This window comes from Variovorax paradoxus, from assembly GCF_040544635.1.
Classification (GTDB): domain Bacteria; phylum Pseudomonadota; class Gammaproteobacteria; order Burkholderiales; family Burkholderiaceae_C; genus Variovorax; species Variovorax paradoxus_R.
This window is the reverse complement of sequence record NZ_JBEPKJ010000001.1, coordinates 758,319-775,110: the sequence shown is the minus strand read 5'-3', so window position 1 is coordinate 775,110 and position 16,792 is coordinate 758,319. Positions and strand designations below refer to the sequence as shown.

The 16,792-nt window shown below is 66.3% G+C and carries 15 protein-coding genes; 11 read left to right on the top strand and 4 right to left on the bottom strand.

Annotated elements, in window-relative coordinates:
* Positions 1-245: 245 nt before the first annotated feature.
* The 3 genes from ABIC94_RS03735 to ABIC94_RS03725 all read left to right on the top strand — a co-directional run bounded on the left by ABIC94_RS03735 (position 246) and on the right by ABIC94_RS03725 (position 2,150).
* Positions 246-953, top strand: coding sequence for a TetR/AcrR family transcriptional regulator (locus ABIC94_RS03735; RefSeq protein ID WP_354371392.1), 708 nt, complete (start codon positions 246-248; stop codon positions 951-953).
* Between the two features lie 6 nt (positions 954-959).
* Positions 960-1,805, top strand: a complete 846-nt coding sequence (locus tag ABIC94_RS03730; RefSeq protein WP_354371391.1) for a tetratricopeptide repeat protein — start codon at positions 960-962, stop codon at positions 1,803-1,805.
* Between the two features lie 87 nt (positions 1,806-1,892).
* Positions 1,893-2,150, top strand: a complete 258-nt coding sequence (locus ABIC94_RS03725) for an acyl-CoA-binding protein (protein WP_354371389.1) — start codon at positions 1,893-1,895, stop codon at positions 2,148-2,150.
* Between the two features lie 10 nt (positions 2,151-2,160).
* On the opposite strand, the gene ABIC94_RS03720 is transcribed toward ABIC94_RS03725, so the two are convergent.
* A complete protein-coding gene (locus ABIC94_RS03720; RefSeq protein WP_354371387.1) occupies positions 2,161-3,408 on the bottom strand; it encodes a CaiB/BaiF CoA transferase family protein in 1,248 nt (415 codons plus the stop codon).
* Positions 3,409-3,724: 316 nt separating this feature from the next.
* Here ABIC94_RS03720 and ABIC94_RS03715 point away from each other — a divergent pair, with 316 nt between their 5' ends.
* From ABIC94_RS03715 to ABIC94_RS03685, 7 genes are all read left to right on the top strand, one after another.
* Positions 3,725-4,615: an AraC family transcriptional regulator gene (locus ABIC94_RS03715; RefSeq protein ID WP_354371386.1), complete on the top strand. Its 891-nt coding sequence runs from the start codon at positions 3,725-3,727 to the stop codon at positions 4,613-4,615.
* A 114-nt stretch (positions 4,616-4,729) separates the two neighbouring features.
* Complete coding sequence (locus ABIC94_RS03710; RefSeq protein ID WP_354371384.1) at positions 4,730-5,650, top strand: ABC transporter substrate-binding protein; 921 nt, start codon at positions 4,730-4,732, stop codon at positions 5,648-5,650.
* 12 nt (positions 5,651-5,662) lie between these two features.
* Positions 5,663-7,174, top strand: coding sequence for a sugar ABC transporter ATP-binding protein (locus ABIC94_RS03705; protein ID WP_354371383.1), 1,512 nt, complete (start codon positions 5,663-5,665; stop codon positions 7,172-7,174).
* Positions 7,171-8,151, top strand: coding sequence for an ABC transporter permease (locus tag ABIC94_RS03700; RefSeq protein WP_354371382.1), 981 nt, complete (start codon positions 7,171-7,173; stop codon positions 8,149-8,151). The genes ABIC94_RS03705 and ABIC94_RS03700 overlap by 4 nt, the downstream gene beginning before the upstream one ends.
* 156 nt (positions 8,152-8,307) lie before the next feature.
* Positions 8,308-9,438: an alcohol dehydrogenase catalytic domain-containing protein gene (locus tag ABIC94_RS03695; RefSeq protein WP_354371380.1), complete on the top strand. Its 1,131-nt coding sequence runs from the start codon at positions 8,308-8,310 to the stop codon at positions 9,436-9,438.
* 14 nt (positions 9,439-9,452) lie between these two features.
* The gene (locus ABIC94_RS03690; RefSeq protein WP_354371379.1) at positions 9,453-10,979 is read left to right on the top strand and encodes an FGGY-family carbohydrate kinase; all 1,527 of its coding nucleotides are present in this window, start codon (positions 9,453-9,455) and stop codon (positions 10,977-10,979) included.
* A gap of 338 nt (positions 10,980-11,317) precedes the next feature.
* Complete coding sequence (locus tag ABIC94_RS03685; protein WP_354371378.1) at positions 11,318-12,055, top strand: SDR family oxidoreductase; 738 nt, start codon at positions 11,318-11,320, stop codon at positions 12,053-12,055.
* 21 nt (positions 12,056-12,076) lie between these two features.
* On the opposite strand, the gene ABIC94_RS03680 is transcribed toward ABIC94_RS03685, so the two are convergent.
* From ABIC94_RS03680 to ABIC94_RS03670, 3 genes are read right to left on the bottom strand one after another with little or no spacing between them, the layout of a single operon-like run.
* The gene (locus ABIC94_RS03680) at positions 12,077-12,391 is read right to left on the bottom strand and encodes a polyhydroxyalkanoic acid system family protein (protein WP_337320343.1); all 315 of its coding nucleotides are present in this window, start codon (positions 12,389-12,391) and stop codon (positions 12,077-12,079) included.
* A complete protein-coding gene (locus ABIC94_RS03675) occupies positions 12,384-13,520 on the bottom strand; it encodes an aminopeptidase (protein WP_354371377.1) in 1,137 nt (378 codons plus the stop codon). Before ABIC94_RS03675 ends, ABIC94_RS03680 begins: the two co-directional genes overlap by 8 nt.
* Complete coding sequence (locus ABIC94_RS03670; RefSeq protein ID WP_354371376.1) at positions 13,517-15,604, bottom strand: molybdopterin-containing oxidoreductase family protein; 2,088 nt, start codon at positions 15,602-15,604, stop codon at positions 13,517-13,519. Before ABIC94_RS03670 ends, ABIC94_RS03675 begins: the two co-directional genes overlap by 4 nt.
* A 58-nt stretch (positions 15,605-15,662) precedes the next feature.
* Here ABIC94_RS03670 and ABIC94_RS03665 point away from each other — a divergent pair, with 58 nt between their 5' ends.
* Positions 15,663-16,787: an ABC transporter substrate-binding protein gene (locus ABIC94_RS03665; protein WP_354371375.1), complete on the top strand. Its 1,125-nt coding sequence runs from the start codon at positions 15,663-15,665 to the stop codon at positions 16,785-16,787.
* Positions 16,788-16,792 lie beyond the last annotated feature (5 nt).

Sequence of the window (16,792 nt, the reverse complement as noted above, 5' to 3'; positions counted from 1 at the left end):
GGTTGGGCGTCCTGAGTGGATTGGGTGTTTGGCGACTTCCAGTCTCTCAAACCCAATCCGGATGAACACCGGATACAACCTATTGAAGCTTCACACCTAGCCAGGCCAGCCCGGTGCGAGCCGGGATCGCCCTCTTTTTGCGGCAGCGCACAACGCGCGCTGCCGTAAAACATTGCCCTGCCCCGTTTGTGGGGCAGTGCACATACGCTAGAGTGTCCTCATAAGAGTCAAAAACGGGGACTGACATGGCCAAGAAGGCGCCACGCCGCACAGCGCAACGCATCCTCGAAGCCGCACTGGAGCTGTTCAACCGCTTCGGGGAGCCGAACGTCTCCACCACGCTGGTGGCGGGCGAGCTCAACATCAGTCCGGGCAACCTGTACTACCACTACCCCGCCAAGGAAGAGCTGATCAACAAGCTCTACGAAGGCTACGAGGCCGAGCTCAACGAGCTCCTGCATGCCAGCGAGGGCGTGCACGATGTGGAAGACGCCTGGTTCTTCATGCACAGCCTGTTCGAGCTGATCTGGCGCTACCGCTTTCTTTACCGTGACCTGAACGACCTGCTCAGCAAGAACCGGCATCTCGAGACGCAGTTCCAGCTCGTGCTCAAGAACAAGGCGCGCGCCATCCGCGTGCTCATCGCGGGGCTGAGCCGGGCCGGGCACCTCGACATCGATGCCCACGAAGTCGACACGCTGGCGCAGAGCATGGTGGTGGTGCTGACCTACTGGCTCAGCTATGAATACGTGCGCAACCCGCGCGAGGCGCTCGAACCCGCGCATGCCCAGGGCGCACTGATGCGCGGCGGCCAGCACACGCTGCACCTGCTCGCGCCCTACTTGGGACGCGAGCAGCGGAGGCATTTGCTGACACTCAGCAACGCTTACAGCGGCGAAGATCCCGCAAACGCGCCGCCGCCGCCGGTTGCTCCCCTCGATCTGGCGGCCTAGATGACCATGCCCCATCCAGACTTCAAACCGCTTTCGCTGATGTCCGCCAGTCCGGTTGCCGCGGCAGGAGCAGCAGCGGAACCCTGGACGCCGCTGCCCTACGTGGACGTGCCGCGCTACGACGCGCACACCGTGCAGTCGCAGTGGCCGCGCCTGCATGCCGGCCACCCCATGCCGCCCCCGGCCCGGGAACATCCGCTGGCCGACGGCTGGGCGCTGTACCACAGCGGCGAGTTCGAGCGCGCCGCCGCGCTCGGCCTGCTGCACGGGCCGGACGGCCTGGTGCTGGCCAACCAGGCCACCGCGATCTACGCCAACTACCTCGAGCCCCGCGAGGCGGTGCGGCTTTCGATGTTCCGCCAGATCATCGAACGCGCCGGTGCGCAGGCCACCACCGAACCCGACAACTGCCAGGCGCTTTACTGGCAGGCCTACGCCCTCGGCCGCTACAGCCAAGGCATCAGCGTGGCGCGCGCGCTGGCGCAGGGCCTCGGCAGCAAGCTCAAGGGCGCGCTCGAACGCGTGATCGAGCTGCGGCCGGACCACGCCGACGCGCACATCGCACTGGCCGCCTTCCACGCCGAGGTGATCGACAAGGTGGGCGCGCTGGTCGGGCGCATGACGTATGGCGTGCGCGCCGAAATGTCGGTCGAGCTGTTCGAGCGCGGCCTCGAGCTGCACCCCCACTCGCCCAGCGCGCTGATGGAATACGGCCGTGCGCTGCTCATGCTGCACGGCGACGCGCGCATGGGCGAGGCAACGCAGCTGTACGAAAAGGCCGCGGCGCTGGAGCCGGTGGACGCGAAAGAACGGCTGGACGTGGAACTGGCCCGCGCGGGGTTGTCGGACTGAGGCCCCCGATGGGCAAGGCCGGTACTCCCGGCTACCGCGCGCATCTAAGATGCGCGCTGTCTGCTTTTTCTTCAATTCTTGACCGCCATGTCCGACCTCAACGCCCAATTCGAAGCCGCCCAAGCCAATTCAAAGCTGCTGGCCGAGCGCCCCGACAACCCGACGCTGCTCAGGATCTACGGCCTCTTCAAGCAGGCCACCGAAGGCGACAACGCCGCCAAGAAGCCCAGCTTCAGCGACATCGTCGCGCGTGCCAAGTGGGACGCGTGGACCACGCAAAAGGGCCTCGGCGCCGATGAGGCCAAGCAGAAGTACATCGACCTGATCGAATCGCTGCGAGGCTGACCTCCACCCTTCAGCCGACGATCCCGCGCTCGTGCAGCGCGGCGATCTGCTCGGCGCTCAGGCCGATCTCCTTCAAGACCGCGTCGGTGTCCGCGCCCAGAGCGGGCGCGTTGTACCGGTGGCTGGCCGGGGTGAGCGACAGCTTGGGCACGAAGCCGGGCACCGCGAGCGTGCTGCCGTCCGCCATCCGCACCTGCTGCAGCATGCCGCGCGCGGCGTAGTGCGGGTCGGCCGCAATGTCGGCGATGGTGTAGATGCGGCCGGCCGGCACGTGCGCCGCATCGAGCGCGGCAAGCACTTCGTCCACGGTATGCGCGGCGGCCCAGTCGCCGATGGCGGCATCGAGCATTTCCACCTGCGCCACCCTGCCCGTGTTGCCGGCCAGCGCCGGATCGGCGGCGAGGTCGGGCCGGCCGATGCATTCCATCAACCGGCGGAAGATGCTGTCGCCGTTGCCCGCCACGATGGCATAGCCGCCGTCGGCGCAGCGGTAGGCATTGGTGGGCGCAATGCCGGGCAGCGCGCTGCCGGCCGCCTCGCGCACCGCCCCGAAGGCGCTGTACTCGGGCAGCAGGCTTTCCATGCAGTTGAAAACGGCCTCGTTAAGCGCCACGTCCACCACTTGCCCCCTGCCCTTCGGATATTCGGGGCTCACCGTGGCATGGCGGTGCTGCATGGCCATGAGCACGCCGATCACGCCGTGCAATGACGCCAGCGTGTCGCCGATGGACACGCCCACGCGCACCGGCACGCGGCCCGGTTCGCCCGTGAGGTGGCGCAGCCCGCCCATGGCCTCGGCCACCACGCCGAAACCGGGGCGGTCGCGGTAGGGGCCGGTCTGGCCATAACCGCTGATGCGCAGCATCACGAGCGCGGGGTTCGCGGCCAAGAGCTCACCGGGGCCCAGGCCCCAGCCTTCCATCGCGCCGGGCCGGAAGTTCTCGATCAGCACATCGGCCTCGGCGGCAAGCTGCCGCACGATGGCCTGGGCTTCGGCCTGGCGCAGGTCGAGCGCAAGCGAACGCTTGTTGCGCGACTGCACCTGCCACCACACCGAGGTGCCGTCTTTCAGCAGCCGCCAGGTGCGCAGCGGATCGCCCGCGCCGGGCGGTTCGATCTTGATCACCTCGGCGCCGAAATCGGCCAGCGTGCGTGCCGCGAAGGGCCCGGCAATGAGCTGGCCGAGCTCGACGACCTTGAGGCCGGCCAAGGGGCCTGCGACGGCTGGCTCGGCAGCGAAAGAAGAAGTGTTCGTCATGGCGCCAGAGTGTGCCGTGGCCTTGCCGTGGTTCCGGGCAGCCCTTGTGGGGCGGGAAAACACCTATGAATTCTTGACCTGACGTTTTCGGTTCTTTCCGCAGTGCAGCATTCGCCCAGCCAGGTGCCCTCTCTCCCGAGGAGAAAGCGGTTTGCTGCATCGCAATGTCCTCGTCCAGCCGCTTGCATGAAGGTCAAAAAAGTATCAGTTTCGGGGCTCAACTCTGGTTGTGGGCGTCCGGAGCGATTCGTACAGTCCCCCCCACGCCGTCATGCGGCACCGAGCAGAACGAAGAGACAAGGAAAAAGGAACGTCCATGCAACCCGATCTGGAAATCGTCGAAGTCCGCGGGGACGAATCGTTCACCGCCTGGGCGCACGGCTATCCGTATCGCACGGTGCGTTGGCACTTCCATCCCGAGTACGAGATCCAGCTGATCGTCGAAACGCGCGGCGTGTATTTCGTGGGCGACCACGTCGGCCACTTCGAGCCGGGCAATCTCGTGCTCATGGGCCCCGACCTGCCGCACAACTGGATCAGCGACGTGCCCGCAGGCCAGAGCGTCGAGCGGCGCGGCATCGTGATCCAGTTTCCGGCCGGGCTGGTGGACAGGATGGCGGGCACATTTCCCGAATTCGCCCGCATCGGCCCGCTGCTGGCCGAGGCCGGTTCGGGCCTGCTCTTCTCGGCCGAGACGGCGGAAACCGCCAAGCCGATGATGGAAGCGCTGCTCGAGGCGCGCGGGCTGCGCCGCGTGATTCTGCTGATGTCGCTGCTCGAACTGCTGGAGGGCAGCAACGACCGCCAGCGGCTCGCGAGCCCGGCGTTCAGGCCCGACCCCAAGGCGTTCATGTCGCACGCCATCAACAACGTGCTGGCGCACATCGCAGCCAACCTGGGCGACGACTTGCGCGAGCCGATGCTGGCCGAGCTGGTGGGCCAGAGCCCGAGCGCCTTCTCGCGCTCGTTCCGCAAGCACACGGGCCAGTCGTTCGTGCGCTATGTGAACCGCCTGCGCATCAGCCGCGCCTGCGAGCTGCTCACCAACAGCGAAAAACCGGTGCTCGACGTCTGCATGGACGTGGGCTTCAACAACGTGTCGAACTTCAACCGCCAGTTCCTGCTGCACAAGCGCATGCCGCCGACGAAGTTCCGCAGTTTCCACCGCATGCAGGCCGCGGCCTCGCGTGCCGCCAGCCCGCCGTAGCGCGCTTTTCGAGTTCCCCATGCCGTCACCGGCGCGGCGCTTCGGGCGCCGTGCGGGGCGAGCCTTTGCCCGCGTTTTTTCACGACAGCCATAAACCCAGGAGACACAGCCACCATGAAGAACCTTCTCAAAGCCACTGCCATCGTTGCCGCATTGGTCTGCGGCGCCTCCGCCGCGCAGGCGCAAGCCCCCAAGCAGCCGCTGCGCATCGGCATGACCTTCCAGGAACTGAACAACCCCTACTTCGTGACGATGAAGCAGGCGCTCGAAGAAGCCGCGGCCAGCATCGGCGCGACCGTGGTCACCACCGATGCGCGGCACGACGTGGCCAAGCAGATCGGCGACGTGGAAGACATGATCCAGAAGAAGATCGACATCCTGCTGCTGAACCCGACCGATTCCACCGGCGTGCAGTCGGCGGTGCGCTCGGCCAAGAAGGCGGGCGTGATCGTGGTGGCGGTGGATGCCAACGCACAGGGGCCGGTCGATTCCTTCGTGGGCTCGAAGAACACCGACGCGGGCCGCCTCGCCTGCGAATACCTGGCGAAGAACATCGGCGAAAAAGGCGATGTGGCCATTCTCGACGGCATTCCGGTCGTGCCGATCCTGGAGCGCGTGAAGGGCTGCCGCGAGGCGCTCGCCAAGTACCCCGGCATCAAGGTGGTGAGCACGCAGAACGGCAAGCAGGAACGCGCCACCGCGCTCACCGTGACCGAGAACATCCTGCAGGCCAACAAGGGCCTGAAGGGCATCTTCAGCGTGAACGACGGCGGCTCGATGGGCGCACTCGCCGCCATCGAGGCCAGCGGCAAGGACGTGAAGCTCGCGAGCGTGGACGGCGCGCCCGAAGCCATCAAGGCCATGCAGAAGCCGAACTCCAAGTTCATTGCCACCACCGCGCAGTACCCGCGTGACCAGATCCGCCTGGCCATCGGCATTGCGCTTGCGAAGAAGTGGGGCGCGAACGTGCCGGCCGCGGTGCCGGTGGATGTGAAGCTGATCGACGCCGAGGGCGCGAAGACCTTCACCTGGTAACCCGCATTGGCCATGACCTCCTCCGCAGAAGAGATGCTCCGGCTGGAAGGCGTGTCCAAGCGCTTTCCGGGCGTGAAGGCGCTCTCGGGCATCGACCTTTCGATCCGCAAGGGCGAGGTGCACGCGCTGCTCGGCGAGAACGGCGCGGGCAAGTCGACGCTGATGAAGATCCTCGGCGGCATCTACCAGGCCGACGAGGGCCGCATCTTCATCGACGGCCGCGAGCGCGAGTTCGCGGGCTACAGCGACGCGATCGCGGCGGGCGTCGGCATCATCTTCCAGGAGTTCAGCCTCATTCCGTACCTGAACGCGGTGGAGAACATTTTTCTGGGCCGCTATCTGAAGAACCGGTTCGGGCTGCTCGACAGGGCCGCCATGAAGCGCTCGGCGCAGGCGATTTTCGAGGAGCTGGGTGTGCAGATCGACCTCGGCGTGCCGATCTGCCGGCTCTCGGTGGCGCAGCAGCAGTTCGTGGAAATCGGCAAGGCGCTGTCGCTGAAGGCGCGCCTGCTGGTGCTCGACGAACCGACCGCCACGCTCACGCCTAACGAGGCCGGGCATCTGTTCAAGATCATGCGGGAGCTGCGCGCCAAGGGCGTGGCGATGATTTTTATCTCGCACCACCTGGACGAAATCTTCGAGGTGTGCGACCGCATCAGCGTGCTGCGCGACGGCGCCAATGCGGGGCACGCGGAGGTGGGCGCGACCGATGTGAACGCGCTGGTCGAGATGATGGTCGGCCGCAAGATCGAGCACAGCTTTCCGGCCAAGCCGCAGCCTGCACCGCGCGGGCGCAAGGTGCTCGAGGTGCCGGAGATCCAGCTCGCCAAAGGCGGGCCGATCAACAGCTTCGACCTGCACGAGGGCGAGATCCTTGGCTTTGCGGGGCTCGTGGGCTCGGGCCGCACCGAACTGGCGCTGGGAATGATGGGCGCCGACCGCGTGCACCGCAAGACCGTGCTGCGCAACGGCAAGCCCGTGCGCCTGAACGACCCGACGCAGGCGCTGGAGAACGGCATCGGCCTGCTGCCCGAGAGCCGCAAGGTCGAGGGGCTGATCACCGACTTCACGATCCGCTTCAACATCTCGATGAACAACCTCGGCAAGCACAAGAGCGCCGGGCTGGTGAGCCAGAAGTCGGAAAAGCAGTCGGCCGCCGAACTCTCGAAGCGTGTGGGTGTGAAGGCACCGAGCGTCGAGACGCGCGTGGCCACGTTGTCGGGCGGCAACCAGCAGAAGGTGGTGATTGCGCGCTGGCTCGACCACGATTGCGAAGTACTGATCTTCGATGAGCCCACGCGCGGCATCGACGTGGGTGCCAAGGCGGAGATCTACAGCCTGATGCGTGAGCTCACACAGCAGGGCAAGTCGATCATCATGATTTCGAGCGAGCTGCCCGAGATCGTGGGCATGTGCGACCGCGTCGCTGTGTTTTCGGGCGGGTCCATCGTGGCCACGCTCGAGGGCGACTCCATCAACTCCGGCGACATCATGCGCCACGCAACGACAGGGGGCCCGCAATGAATGCAACCGCCATCCACCCTACACCGCCCACACCCGACGGCGGGTTCTTCACCCAGCTGCGCCGCTCCACGGCCCTTCTGCCGCTGGTCGGCCTGGTTGCGATCTCGGTCTTCATGATCGTCGCGACCGACAACTTTCTCTCGTGGGGCAACCTGCAGAACATTGCGCTGCAGTCGTCGATCAACGCGATCATCGCGGTGGGCATGACAGCCGCCATCCTCACCGGCGGCATCGATCTCTCGGTGGGCGCGGTGGTGGCGCTCTCGGGCACGCTGGCCTCGGGAATGATGGTGCAGTTCGGGTTGCCGCCGATGCTCGCCGTGCCGCTCGGGCTGGCGGTGGGCGTGGTGATCGGCCTCTTCAACGGCTACTGCGTGGCTTACCTGCGCATGCCGCCGATCATCGTGACACTGGCCACCATGGGCATCGCACGCGGCATTGCGCTGATCTACACCGGCGGCTATCCGATCGACGGGTTGCCCGACTCGTTCGCCTTTCTCGGCGGCGGCGTGCTCGCGGGCATCAAGGTACCGATCCTCATCATGCTGGCCGCGTACCTCGTGGCGTATGTGCTGCTCAACATGGCGCCGTTCGGCCGCTATGTGTATGCCATCGGCGGCAATGAGGAGGCGACGCGGCTCTCCGGCGTGCGCGTGTCGCGCTACAAGCTGCTCGTGTATGCGCTGAGCGGTTTCACCGCAGCCGTCGCCGGCATCGTGCAGGCGGCGCGCGTCACGAGCGGGCAACCCGGCGTGGGCGTGGGCTTCGAGCTCGACGCCATCGCGGCGGTGGTGATGGGCGGCACGTCCATCGCCGGTGGGCGCGGCGCCATCGTGGGCACGCTGGTCGGCGCGCTCTTGCTGGGGGTGCTGAACAACGGGCTCAACATGATCGGCGTTTCGCCGTACCTGCAATTGATCATCAAGGGCGGAATCGTGCTGCTTGCGATCTTCATCAGCCGAGAAGCCAAACGCTGACTCCCCTGTCTTGCTCCTTCCCCCTCTGGGGGAAGGCTGGGATGGGGGCAGGCAGAGCGTGGCCATTGGTGACGCCGCTTGCCCCCACCCCTGCCCTCCCCCAGAGGGGGAGGGGGAAAAACCAAACCCAACACAACCTCTGACCACAAGGATCCCATGTCGTACCAAAAACTCCAGCCCGGCGCATCGGGCGCCATCGGCGACCTCGCCGCCATGCAGGCCGTCGTCTGCCACGGCCCGAAGGACTACCGCCTCGAATCCGTGCCGATGCCCGCCATCGGCCGGAACGAATTGCTCATCTCCATTGCGGCCTGCGGCATCTGCGCCTCCGATTGCAAATGCCACTCGGGCGCGAAGATGTTCTGGGGCGGCGACGGCCAGCCTTCGTGGGTCAAGGCACCCGTCATTCCGGGCCACGAATTCTTCGGCTATGTCGAAGCGCTGGGTGAAGGCGCGGCCGAGCACTTCGGCGTGGAGAAAGGCGACCGCGTGATCGCCGAACAGATCGTGCCCTGCGACAAGTGCCGCTTCTGCACTTCGGGCAAGTACTGGATGTGCGAGGTGCACAACATCTTCGGCTTCCAGCGCATCGTGGCCGACGGCGGCATGGCCGACTACATGCGGCTGCCGCCGACCTCGCGCGTGCACAAGATTCCCGACGGCATTTCGCTCGAAGACGCGGCCATCATCGAGCCGCTCTCCTGCGCGATCCATACGGTGAACCGCGGCGACATCCAGCTCGACGACGTGGTGGTGATCGCGGGTGCCGGCCCGCTGGGCCTGATGATGGTGCAGGCCGCACACTTGAAGACGCCGAAGAAGCTGATCGTGATCGACCTCGTGCCCGAACGCCTCGCACTCGCGAAGCAGTTCGGTGCCGGCGTGACGATCAACCCGAAGACCGAGAACGCCGACGCCATCGTCAAGGGCCTGACCGAGGGCTACGGCTGCGACGTGTACATCGAGACCACGGGCGCGCCCATCGGCGTGACGCAGGGGCTGGACATGATCCGCAAGCTCGGCCGCTTCGTCGAGTTCAGCGTGTTCGGTTCGGAGACGAGCGCGGACTGGTCGATCATCGGCGACCGCAAGGAGCTCGACGTGCGCGGCGCGCACCTGGGGCCCTACTGCTACCCGATTGCCATCGACCTGCTGGCGCGCGGGCTCGTCACCTCGAAGGGCATCGTGACGCACGACTTTCCGTTGACCGAGTGGGAGCGCGCCTTCACACTGGCCAACTCGCTCGATTCCATCAAGGTGCTGCTCAAGCCGCAGCCCCGATCCTGAAAGACGGTGTTGCCATGAAATACGTGATCGGCGTCGACATCGGCACGCAGAGCACCAAGTGCCTGCTGGTCGGCATCGACGGCAAGGTGCTTTCGCAAAGCAGCGTGGCCTACCAGCCGGAGACGCCGAAGCCGCTGTGGGCACAGCAAGATTGCGAGGTGTGGTTCGACGCGGTGTGCGAGAGCGTGCGCGCCTGCGTCGCGAAGAGCGGCGTCGCGCCATCCGATATCGCGGCGATGTGCGTGAGCAGCCTCTACGGCGGCGCGGGCATCCCGGTCGACAAGGCGATGCAGCCGCTGCACCCGTGCCTGATCTGGATGGATCGCCGCGCCACGGCAGAGGTCGATGCGGTGAACGCGACGGTCGACGTGGCGCGCTTGCAGGCCATCACCGGCAACGGCGTCGACAGCTACTACGGCTTCACCAAGATGCTGTGGATTCGCGAGCACCTGCCCGATGTGTGGGCAAAGACGCGCTACTTCCTGCCGCCCAACAGCTATGTCAATTGGCGGCTCACCGGAGAGCTCGCGGTCGACCACAGTTCGGCCGGCAACATCGGCGGCGTGTACGACGCGGCGCAGCGCAGCTGGTCGGAAGAAGCACTCGGCATGCTCGGCATTCCGGCGCGCATGATGCCGCCGCGCCTGATCGAATCGAGCGGCGTGGTCGGCGGCCTGAACGCCGAGTGGACCGCGAAGCTCGGCCTCGCCGAAGGCATGCCGCTGATGGCGGGCGGCGTCGATGCGGCGGTGGCCACTTTCTGCGCGGGCGTGACCGGCAGTGGCGACCACGTCGCGATGATCGGCACCAGCATGTGCTGGGGCTTCGTGAGCCCGACGGTGGATGCGCGACACAGGCTCGTCACCATGCCTCATGTGTACCGCGGCGCGGACCGCAGCTACGTGTTCGGCGGCGCCATCACCGCGGGCGCGGCCGTTACGTGGTTTCGCGAAACCTTCTGCCAGGCCGAAATGGCCGAGGCCGCGCGCACCGGCGAAGACGCGCACGCACTCATCGAGCGCAAGGCCGTTGAGGTGCCGCCCGGTGCGGAAGGCCTGGTCTTTCTGCCCTACATGATGGGCGAACGCAGCCCGATATGGGATGCGCAAGCCAAGGGCGCGTTCATCGGCCTCTCGCTCGCGCACAGCCGCGCGCACCTGTATCGCGCGGTGCTCGAAGGCGTGAGCTTCGCGCTGCAGCACAACATCGAGGCTGGCCGGCAAAGCGGGCAACCGCTGGACGACCGGCTGATCGTGGTCGGTGGCGCCGCGCATTCGGATCTCTGGATGCAGATCGTGGCGGACATCACGGGCTACCCGGTGTTCACCATCGAGGAAGAAGTCGAGGCGGCTCTCGGTGCTGCAATGCTCGCGGCGCTTGGTGCGGGTCTGGTGGATGCGGCGGCTGCGGAGCGCGGCTGGGTCACGCTGGTGGAACGCGCTCGGCCGCAACCTGAAGCGCAGGCTATCTATCGCAAGCGCTTCGAAATCTACAAATCTCTTTACCCCGCATTGCGTGATGCGATGCATGGGCTGACGTGAAATCTTGCTCTTCGGTTTGTTGCGTTGGGGGGCATGGGCATTCAGGGCGCGCACCCGCCGACGGGGTACCTTGCTCCGCGAATGTCCCCCGGCCTGCGGCCTCCTCCTTTGTTTCGCTGCGCAAGGCACCCCATCGACGTGAGCGTTGTTCAGAGCGGTCGTTGATCGAACGGAACAAACGCAGCGCCCAGTGTGCACAGGCCATCGGGTACTCCCCGCAGCGAAATAAAGGAGGAGCCGAAGGCGGGGGACATTCGCGGAGGGGAGTACCCGGTGGCCTGTGCACGCGCCCCGAATGCATTCCAGCGCACGCCATGCCACCACAGTAAACAACCAACATGAAAACATCCTTCGACTTCTCCACCAAACGCGCACTCGTCACCGGTGCCAGCAGCGGCATCGGCCGCGCAGTCGCAGTCCGGCTCGCGCAATCAGGCGCGGCGGTAACGGCCGTGGGCCGCAATGCCCCAGCACTCGACGCCCTGCACACAGAAGCCGGCTGTACCCCACTGGTGATCGACGTCGAAAACGCGGCCGCACTGGAACGAGAACTCGCAACGTTGCCAGCCTTCGATCTCGTGGTGAACTGCGCCGGCATCGCACTGCTCGAATCGGCGTTCGACTTCCAGCCCAAAAACTTCGACGCCGTGATGGCCGTCAACGCGCGCGCCGCGGCGCTGGTGGCCTCGCGCTGCGGCAAGGCGATGGCATCGGCCGGCGTGCGCGGCAGCATCGTCAATGTGTCGAGCCAGGCTTCGCTGGTCGCGCTCGATGCGCATCTTTGCTACTGTGCGTCGAAGGCCGCCATGGACGCGATCACGCGTTCGCTCTGCCTTGAATTCGGGCCGCACGGCATTCGCGTGAACAGCGTGAACCCGACCGTCACGCTCACGCCCATGGCCGAACAGGCCTGGGTCGATCCTGCCAAGAGCGCCGCGGCGCTCAGGAATATTCCGCTCGGGCGGTTTGCGCAGGTCGATGAGGTGGTGGCGCCGATCTTGTTTCTGCTCTCCGACGGCGCTTCGATGATCAGCGGTGCGGCGCTGCCGGTGGACGGCGGCTACACCATCGTCTGAAGCTGCCGCGGCGAAGCGTCGTCAGGCAAAGCGGCTTTTGCCACCCGGCGCATCGAGCAGCGCGTCGAGGTTCTTCGCGATCTTCTGCTCGATCTGGTCGCTGAAGCTGCTGAACAGAAAACCCAGCGTGGCTTCCAGCGTGAGCGTGTTGGCCGTGACCTCCACGGTGCCGTCGATGCCCGCACGGCTGAACTGCGCAACGTCGCTGGTCTCGCCCTCGGTGTAGGTGCATTCCAGGCCGTAGTCCTGCTCGACCTGTTGCATCCATTGGCGTGCGACTTCGCGTGCGCCGGCAATGCCCAGCGCGTGGTTTCGTTCGATAAGGATGTCAGGCACCGTGATCTCCGTGGTTGTCTTGGTTCTTGTGGATGGATTTCTTCGTCTGCAGGATACCGGTGGCCGTTTGCAACGCGTGGCGCCGCTCCTCCATCGAGGGCAGCGCGGCAATGCGGCGCACCTCCTTGTAGAAGCGCGGCCAGTTGCGGCCCTCGCGCTCGAACAGCGCCTCGAAACCCGGAACCAGGTCGTCATACGCACCCTGGGCTGCGAAAGTCGCATTGTTGGCGCGTGCCACCCAGAGGTCGTAAGCACCCTGGCGCGGGCCCAGCCATTCTGCGCGCAGCCTTGCGTAGCGTTCGCGGAAATCGTCCATCGCCGCCTTCTTCATGGCGTCGACCGTCGCCCACTCGCCGGCCTTGGCCTGCGTGGATTCGTACACCTGGTTGAGCGCACGTCGCGTAGTGAGGGCCAGGGCGCGAAACTGCTGGCGCTGCGCATCGAAGCGCGCGTATTCGCTTCGCGCGGCGTCGCTGGCCTCGCGCTGCAGCCACAGCGCGCCGCCGATGCGCTCCACCGCCGTGGCGTACGACTCGTTGAAGACCGTGTCGCCGGGCACGTAGAGCACCTGGTGCGCGAGTTCATGAAACACGATGCGCGCCAACTCGCCTTCGGGGTACCCGATGAAGGTGGAAAGCAGCGGGTCGCCGCCGGCCCAGTTCATCCAGCCCAGGGTGGAATACGCCGGCACGGGGTAGACGGCGGTCTCCAGGCCCTTGGCGCTCTGCGCCTCGGCTTCGGCCTTGGCCGCGGCCTCGTCGTAGTAGCCGCGATAGCCCACGCAGCCAGCCACCGGAAAGCACCAGTTCTTGAGCGTGAGCGAATATGGCGGCGCGGCCACCACGTTCCACACCGCCGCGCGGCGGCGCAGGTCGGCGTAAGAGGTGTAGCTCGGGTTGTCGGGCAGCGCCAGTTCGGTCACGGCAAAGCGGCGGATGCGCTGCGCGAGCTCGAGCTTGGCTTTCAGCGGCTCGGAAACCGCCGGGTCGGCCAGCCACTCGGGCACCGGCTTGGCGGCCCGCATGATGCCGATGTGGCCGCTGGCCGACTGCCAGTAGTAGCCGAGGTCGGCGCAACCGCCGAGCAACAGCAGCGCGGCGGCCAGGGTGAATGCGGGGGCAGCCCTCACTCCAACCCTGTTCCGGAGGGTGAGGGAACCGCACGTTCGACTTGCACCAGGCAGTCGTAGAACGTTGGCCCCCGGCCGATGTCCGTCAGGTGCTGGCTGGTGAGCTGGTTGACGTTGGTGCCGTCCATGCCGAGCTTGCGCCACCAGATGCCCATGCCGTGCACCACGCCGGGCCGCGCGCGGCGCGAGACTTCGGCGCGGCAGCGGTGCTCGCCGCGGCTGTTGAAAACGCGCACCGTGGCGCCGTTCTCGATGCCGCGGGCGGCGGCGTCCGCCTCGTGGATCTCGAGCAGCGGCTCGCCTTCGATGGCGCGCAGGCTCGTCACGTTGACGAAGGTCGAATTGAGGAAATTGCGAGCCGGCGGCGAGATCATTGCCAACGGAAACTCGGTGGAGCCGCCCGCGGGTTCGTAGTTGGGCACGTGGTCGGGCAGCCCGTCCATGCCTTGCGCCTGGAGCCGTGCGCTGAAGAATTCGCAACGGCCCGAAGGCGTCGGAAACTTGCCGTCGGCAAAAGGCGCTTCAGGCAGCGGCAGGCTGGTGAAGCCTTGCGTGAGCAGCTCTTCGTAGTCGATGGCGCCAGGCGCAAAAGCGGTGCGGCACAGCGTCTCGTCGTCTTCGGAGAAACAGGGTTCGTCGAAGCCCATGCGGCGCGCCAGCTCACGGAAGATCCAGGCGTTGCTGCGCGCCTCGCCGCGCGGCGCCACCGCAGGGCGGTTCAGCAGCACGTCGGTGTGGCCATAGCTGCAGTGGATGTCCCAGTGCTCGAGTTGCGTGGTGGCGGGCAGCAGATAGTCGGCGTAGTCGGCGGTGTCGGTCTGGAACTGCTCCAGCACCACGGTAAAGAGGTCTTCGCGCGCAAAGCCCGCCACCACCTTGCCCGATTCGGGCGCCACCGCGACCGGGTTGCTGTTGTAGACCACGATGGCCTTTACCGGCTTGGCTTCGTCGAGCAGCGCGTCGCCGATGGTGCTCATGTTGACGGTGCGCGGCCGGCGCCCGGCGAGCAGATCGGGCCGCTGCAGCGCGGCGCGATCGGCCGGAAAGTGGCCCGAACTGCTCAGCAGAAGCCCACCCGCGCGGTCGCGCCAGGCGCCCACCAGCGCGGGCAGGCAGGCAATGGCGCGCGCCGCATTGCCGCCGCCGCGCACGCGCTGCATGCCGTAGTTCAGGCGAATGGCGGCGGGTTTGGTGGTGCCGTAGGCCTGGGCCAGCGCGACGATCTGCGCCTCGGGCACGCCGCACACGGCGGCGGCGCGCGACGGCGGCCATTGCAATGCACGCTCGCGCAACTGCTCCCAGCCGAGCGTGTGGTTTTCGATGTAGTCGTGGTCGAGCCAGTCGTGCACGATGAGTTCGTGCATCAGCGCCAGGGCCAGCGCGGCGTCGGTGCCGGGCAGCAAGGCGATGTGCTCGTCGCATTTGTCGGCGGTTTCGGTCTTGCGCGGGTCGATGCACACCAGCCGTGCCCCGGCGCGCCGGGCGGCCTGGGCATGGCGCCAGAAGTGCAGGTTGCTGGCAATGGAGTTGCTGCCCCAGATCAGGATCAGCTTGGCCTCGGCGAAAAACTCGATCCGCATGCCGATCTTGGCGCCCAGGGTGTAGACCATCGCCTCGCCGCCGGCCATGGAGCAAATGGTGCGGTCCAGCAACGTGGCGCCCAATTTGTGGAAAAAACGCCGATCCATGGACTCGCCCTGCACAAGACCCATGGTGCCTGCGTAACTATAAGGCACAATTGTTTCCGGATCTGTCTGCAATGCACGGAGATGCGCGGCGATGTCGTCAAGAGCGGCGTCCCAGCTTATGGGTTCGAACTGGCCGCTGCCCTTGGGTCCGGTGCGTTTCATGGGCTGCACGAGGCGCTCGGCATGGTCGTTGCGCTCGATGTAGCGCGAAACCTTGGTGCAAAGGACGCCGCCAGTGTGCGAATGGGCCGGATTGCCCTGCAGCTTTACGGCCACGCCGTCTTTGACGGTGGTGACCAGAGCGCAGGTGTCCGGACAGTCGTGCGGGCAGGCGCCCAGAACCGTGGAAGTTTCGGTGGGGAGAACAGCAGTTGTAGAGACCGGGGCATCGTCCATCCGGCAAGTCTAAAGTTTTCCAGGTAGTGCGCGGCATTGCGCAAAAGAGGTTTTCACCATGATGAATCGCAGACATTTTTCACTGGCCACCGGCGCGGCAGCGCTGGGTGGCTTCCAGCTGGCCAGGGCACAGGGCGACACGCCGCTGGTGCTGGGTCAATCGGCCCCCTTCACCGGCCCGGCCGCTCAGCTCGGCATCCAGTTTCACCAGGGCGCCAAGCTGTTCCTGGACCAATACAACGCCCAGCCCGGCCGCCGCCAGGTGGTGATCAAGAACCTGGACGACGGCTACGAGCCCGACCGCTGCGCCGCCAACACCCAGAAGCTGATCGACGAAGACGTGTTCGCGCTGTTCGGCTACATCGGCACGCCCACCAGCATGGCGGCGCTGCCGCTCGCGGTGAAGGACAAGGTGCCTTTCATCGCGCCGTTCACCGGTGCGATGTCGCTGCGCGAGCCGTTCCAGAAGAACGTGTTCCACCTGCGCGCCTCGTACAACGACGAGACCGCGCTCATCGTGAAGCAGCTGACGCACCTGCACCTGAAGAAGATCGCGGTCTTCTACCAGAACGACGCCTACGGCAAGGCCGGGCTCGACGGGGTGACCCTGGCGCTGTCGCAGCAGGACCTCAAGCCGGTGGCTCTGGCCACGGTGGAGCGCAATTCGGTCGAGGTGGCTTCGGCCGTGAAGAGCATCGTGGCGGCACGCCCCGATGCGGTGGTTCAGGTGGGCGCCTACAAGGCATGCGCGGCCTTCATCCGCGAGGCCCGCAAGGCAGGTTACGGCGGCACTTTCTTCAATGTGTCTTTCGTGGGTACCCAGGCGCTGGCCGACGAGCTCGGCAAGGGCGGCGCGGGCGTGATGGTGACCCAGGTGGTGCCTTCGCCCTACAACCCCGCCAACGCGATCACGCGCGAGTTCAGCGATGCCGTGAAAAAAGCCGGCGCCGCGGCGAGCGCCAATTTCTCGAGCATGGAAGGCTACCTTGCGGCCAAGGTGCTGACCGAAGGCCTGCGCCGGGCACCGGGCAAGGCCTCGCGCGACGGCCTCATTGCAGGGTTGGAGAGCATCGACCGCCAGCAGTTCGGCGGCTTCGAGGTGTCGTTCTCGGCCAAGAACCACGTCGGTTCGAAGTTCGTCGAGCTGTCGATGATCACCGCGGACGGCAAGATCAGGACCTGACCGCC

Coding starts and splice junctions, on each gene's coding strand:
- ABIC94_RS03735 (WP_354371392.1), top strand. CDS start 246: ATGGCCAAGAAGGCGCCACGCCGCACAGCGCAACGCATCCTCGAAGCC.
- ABIC94_RS03730 (WP_354371391.1), top strand. CDS start 960: ATGCCCCATCCAGACTTCAAACCGCTTTCGCTGATGTCCGCCAGTCCG.
- ABIC94_RS03725 (WP_354371389.1), top strand. CDS start 1,893: ATGTCCGACCTCAACGCCCAATTCGAAGCCGCCCAAGCCAATTCAAAG.
- ABIC94_RS03720 (WP_354371387.1), bottom strand. CDS start 3,408: ATGACGAACACTTCTTCTTTCGCTGCCGAGCCAGCCGTCGCAGGCCCC.
- ABIC94_RS03715 (WP_354371386.1), top strand. CDS start 3,725: ATGCAACCCGATCTGGAAATCGTCGAAGTCCGCGGGGACGAATCGTTC.
- ABIC94_RS03710 (WP_354371384.1), top strand. CDS start 4,730: ATGAAGAACCTTCTCAAAGCCACTGCCATCGTTGCCGCATTGGTCTGC.
- ABIC94_RS03705 (WP_354371383.1), top strand. CDS start 5,663: ATGACCTCCTCCGCAGAAGAGATGCTCCGGCTGGAAGGCGTGTCCAAG.
- ABIC94_RS03700 (WP_354371382.1), top strand. CDS start 7,171: ATGAATGCAACCGCCATCCACCCTACACCGCCCACACCCGACGGCGGG.
- ABIC94_RS03695 (WP_354371380.1), top strand. CDS start 8,308: ATGTCGTACCAAAAACTCCAGCCCGGCGCATCGGGCGCCATCGGCGAC.
- ABIC94_RS03690 (WP_354371379.1), top strand. CDS start 9,453: ATGAAATACGTGATCGGCGTCGACATCGGCACGCAGAGCACCAAGTGC.
- ABIC94_RS03685 (WP_354371378.1), top strand. CDS start 11,318: ATGAAAACATCCTTCGACTTCTCCACCAAACGCGCACTCGTCACCGGT.
- ABIC94_RS03670 (WP_354371376.1), bottom strand. CDS start 15,604: ATGGACGATGCCCCGGTCTCTACAACTGCTGTTCTCCCCACCGAAACT.
- ABIC94_RS03665 (WP_354371375.1), top strand. CDS start 15,663: ATGATGAATCGCAGACATTTTTCACTGGCCACCGGCGCGGCAGCGCTG.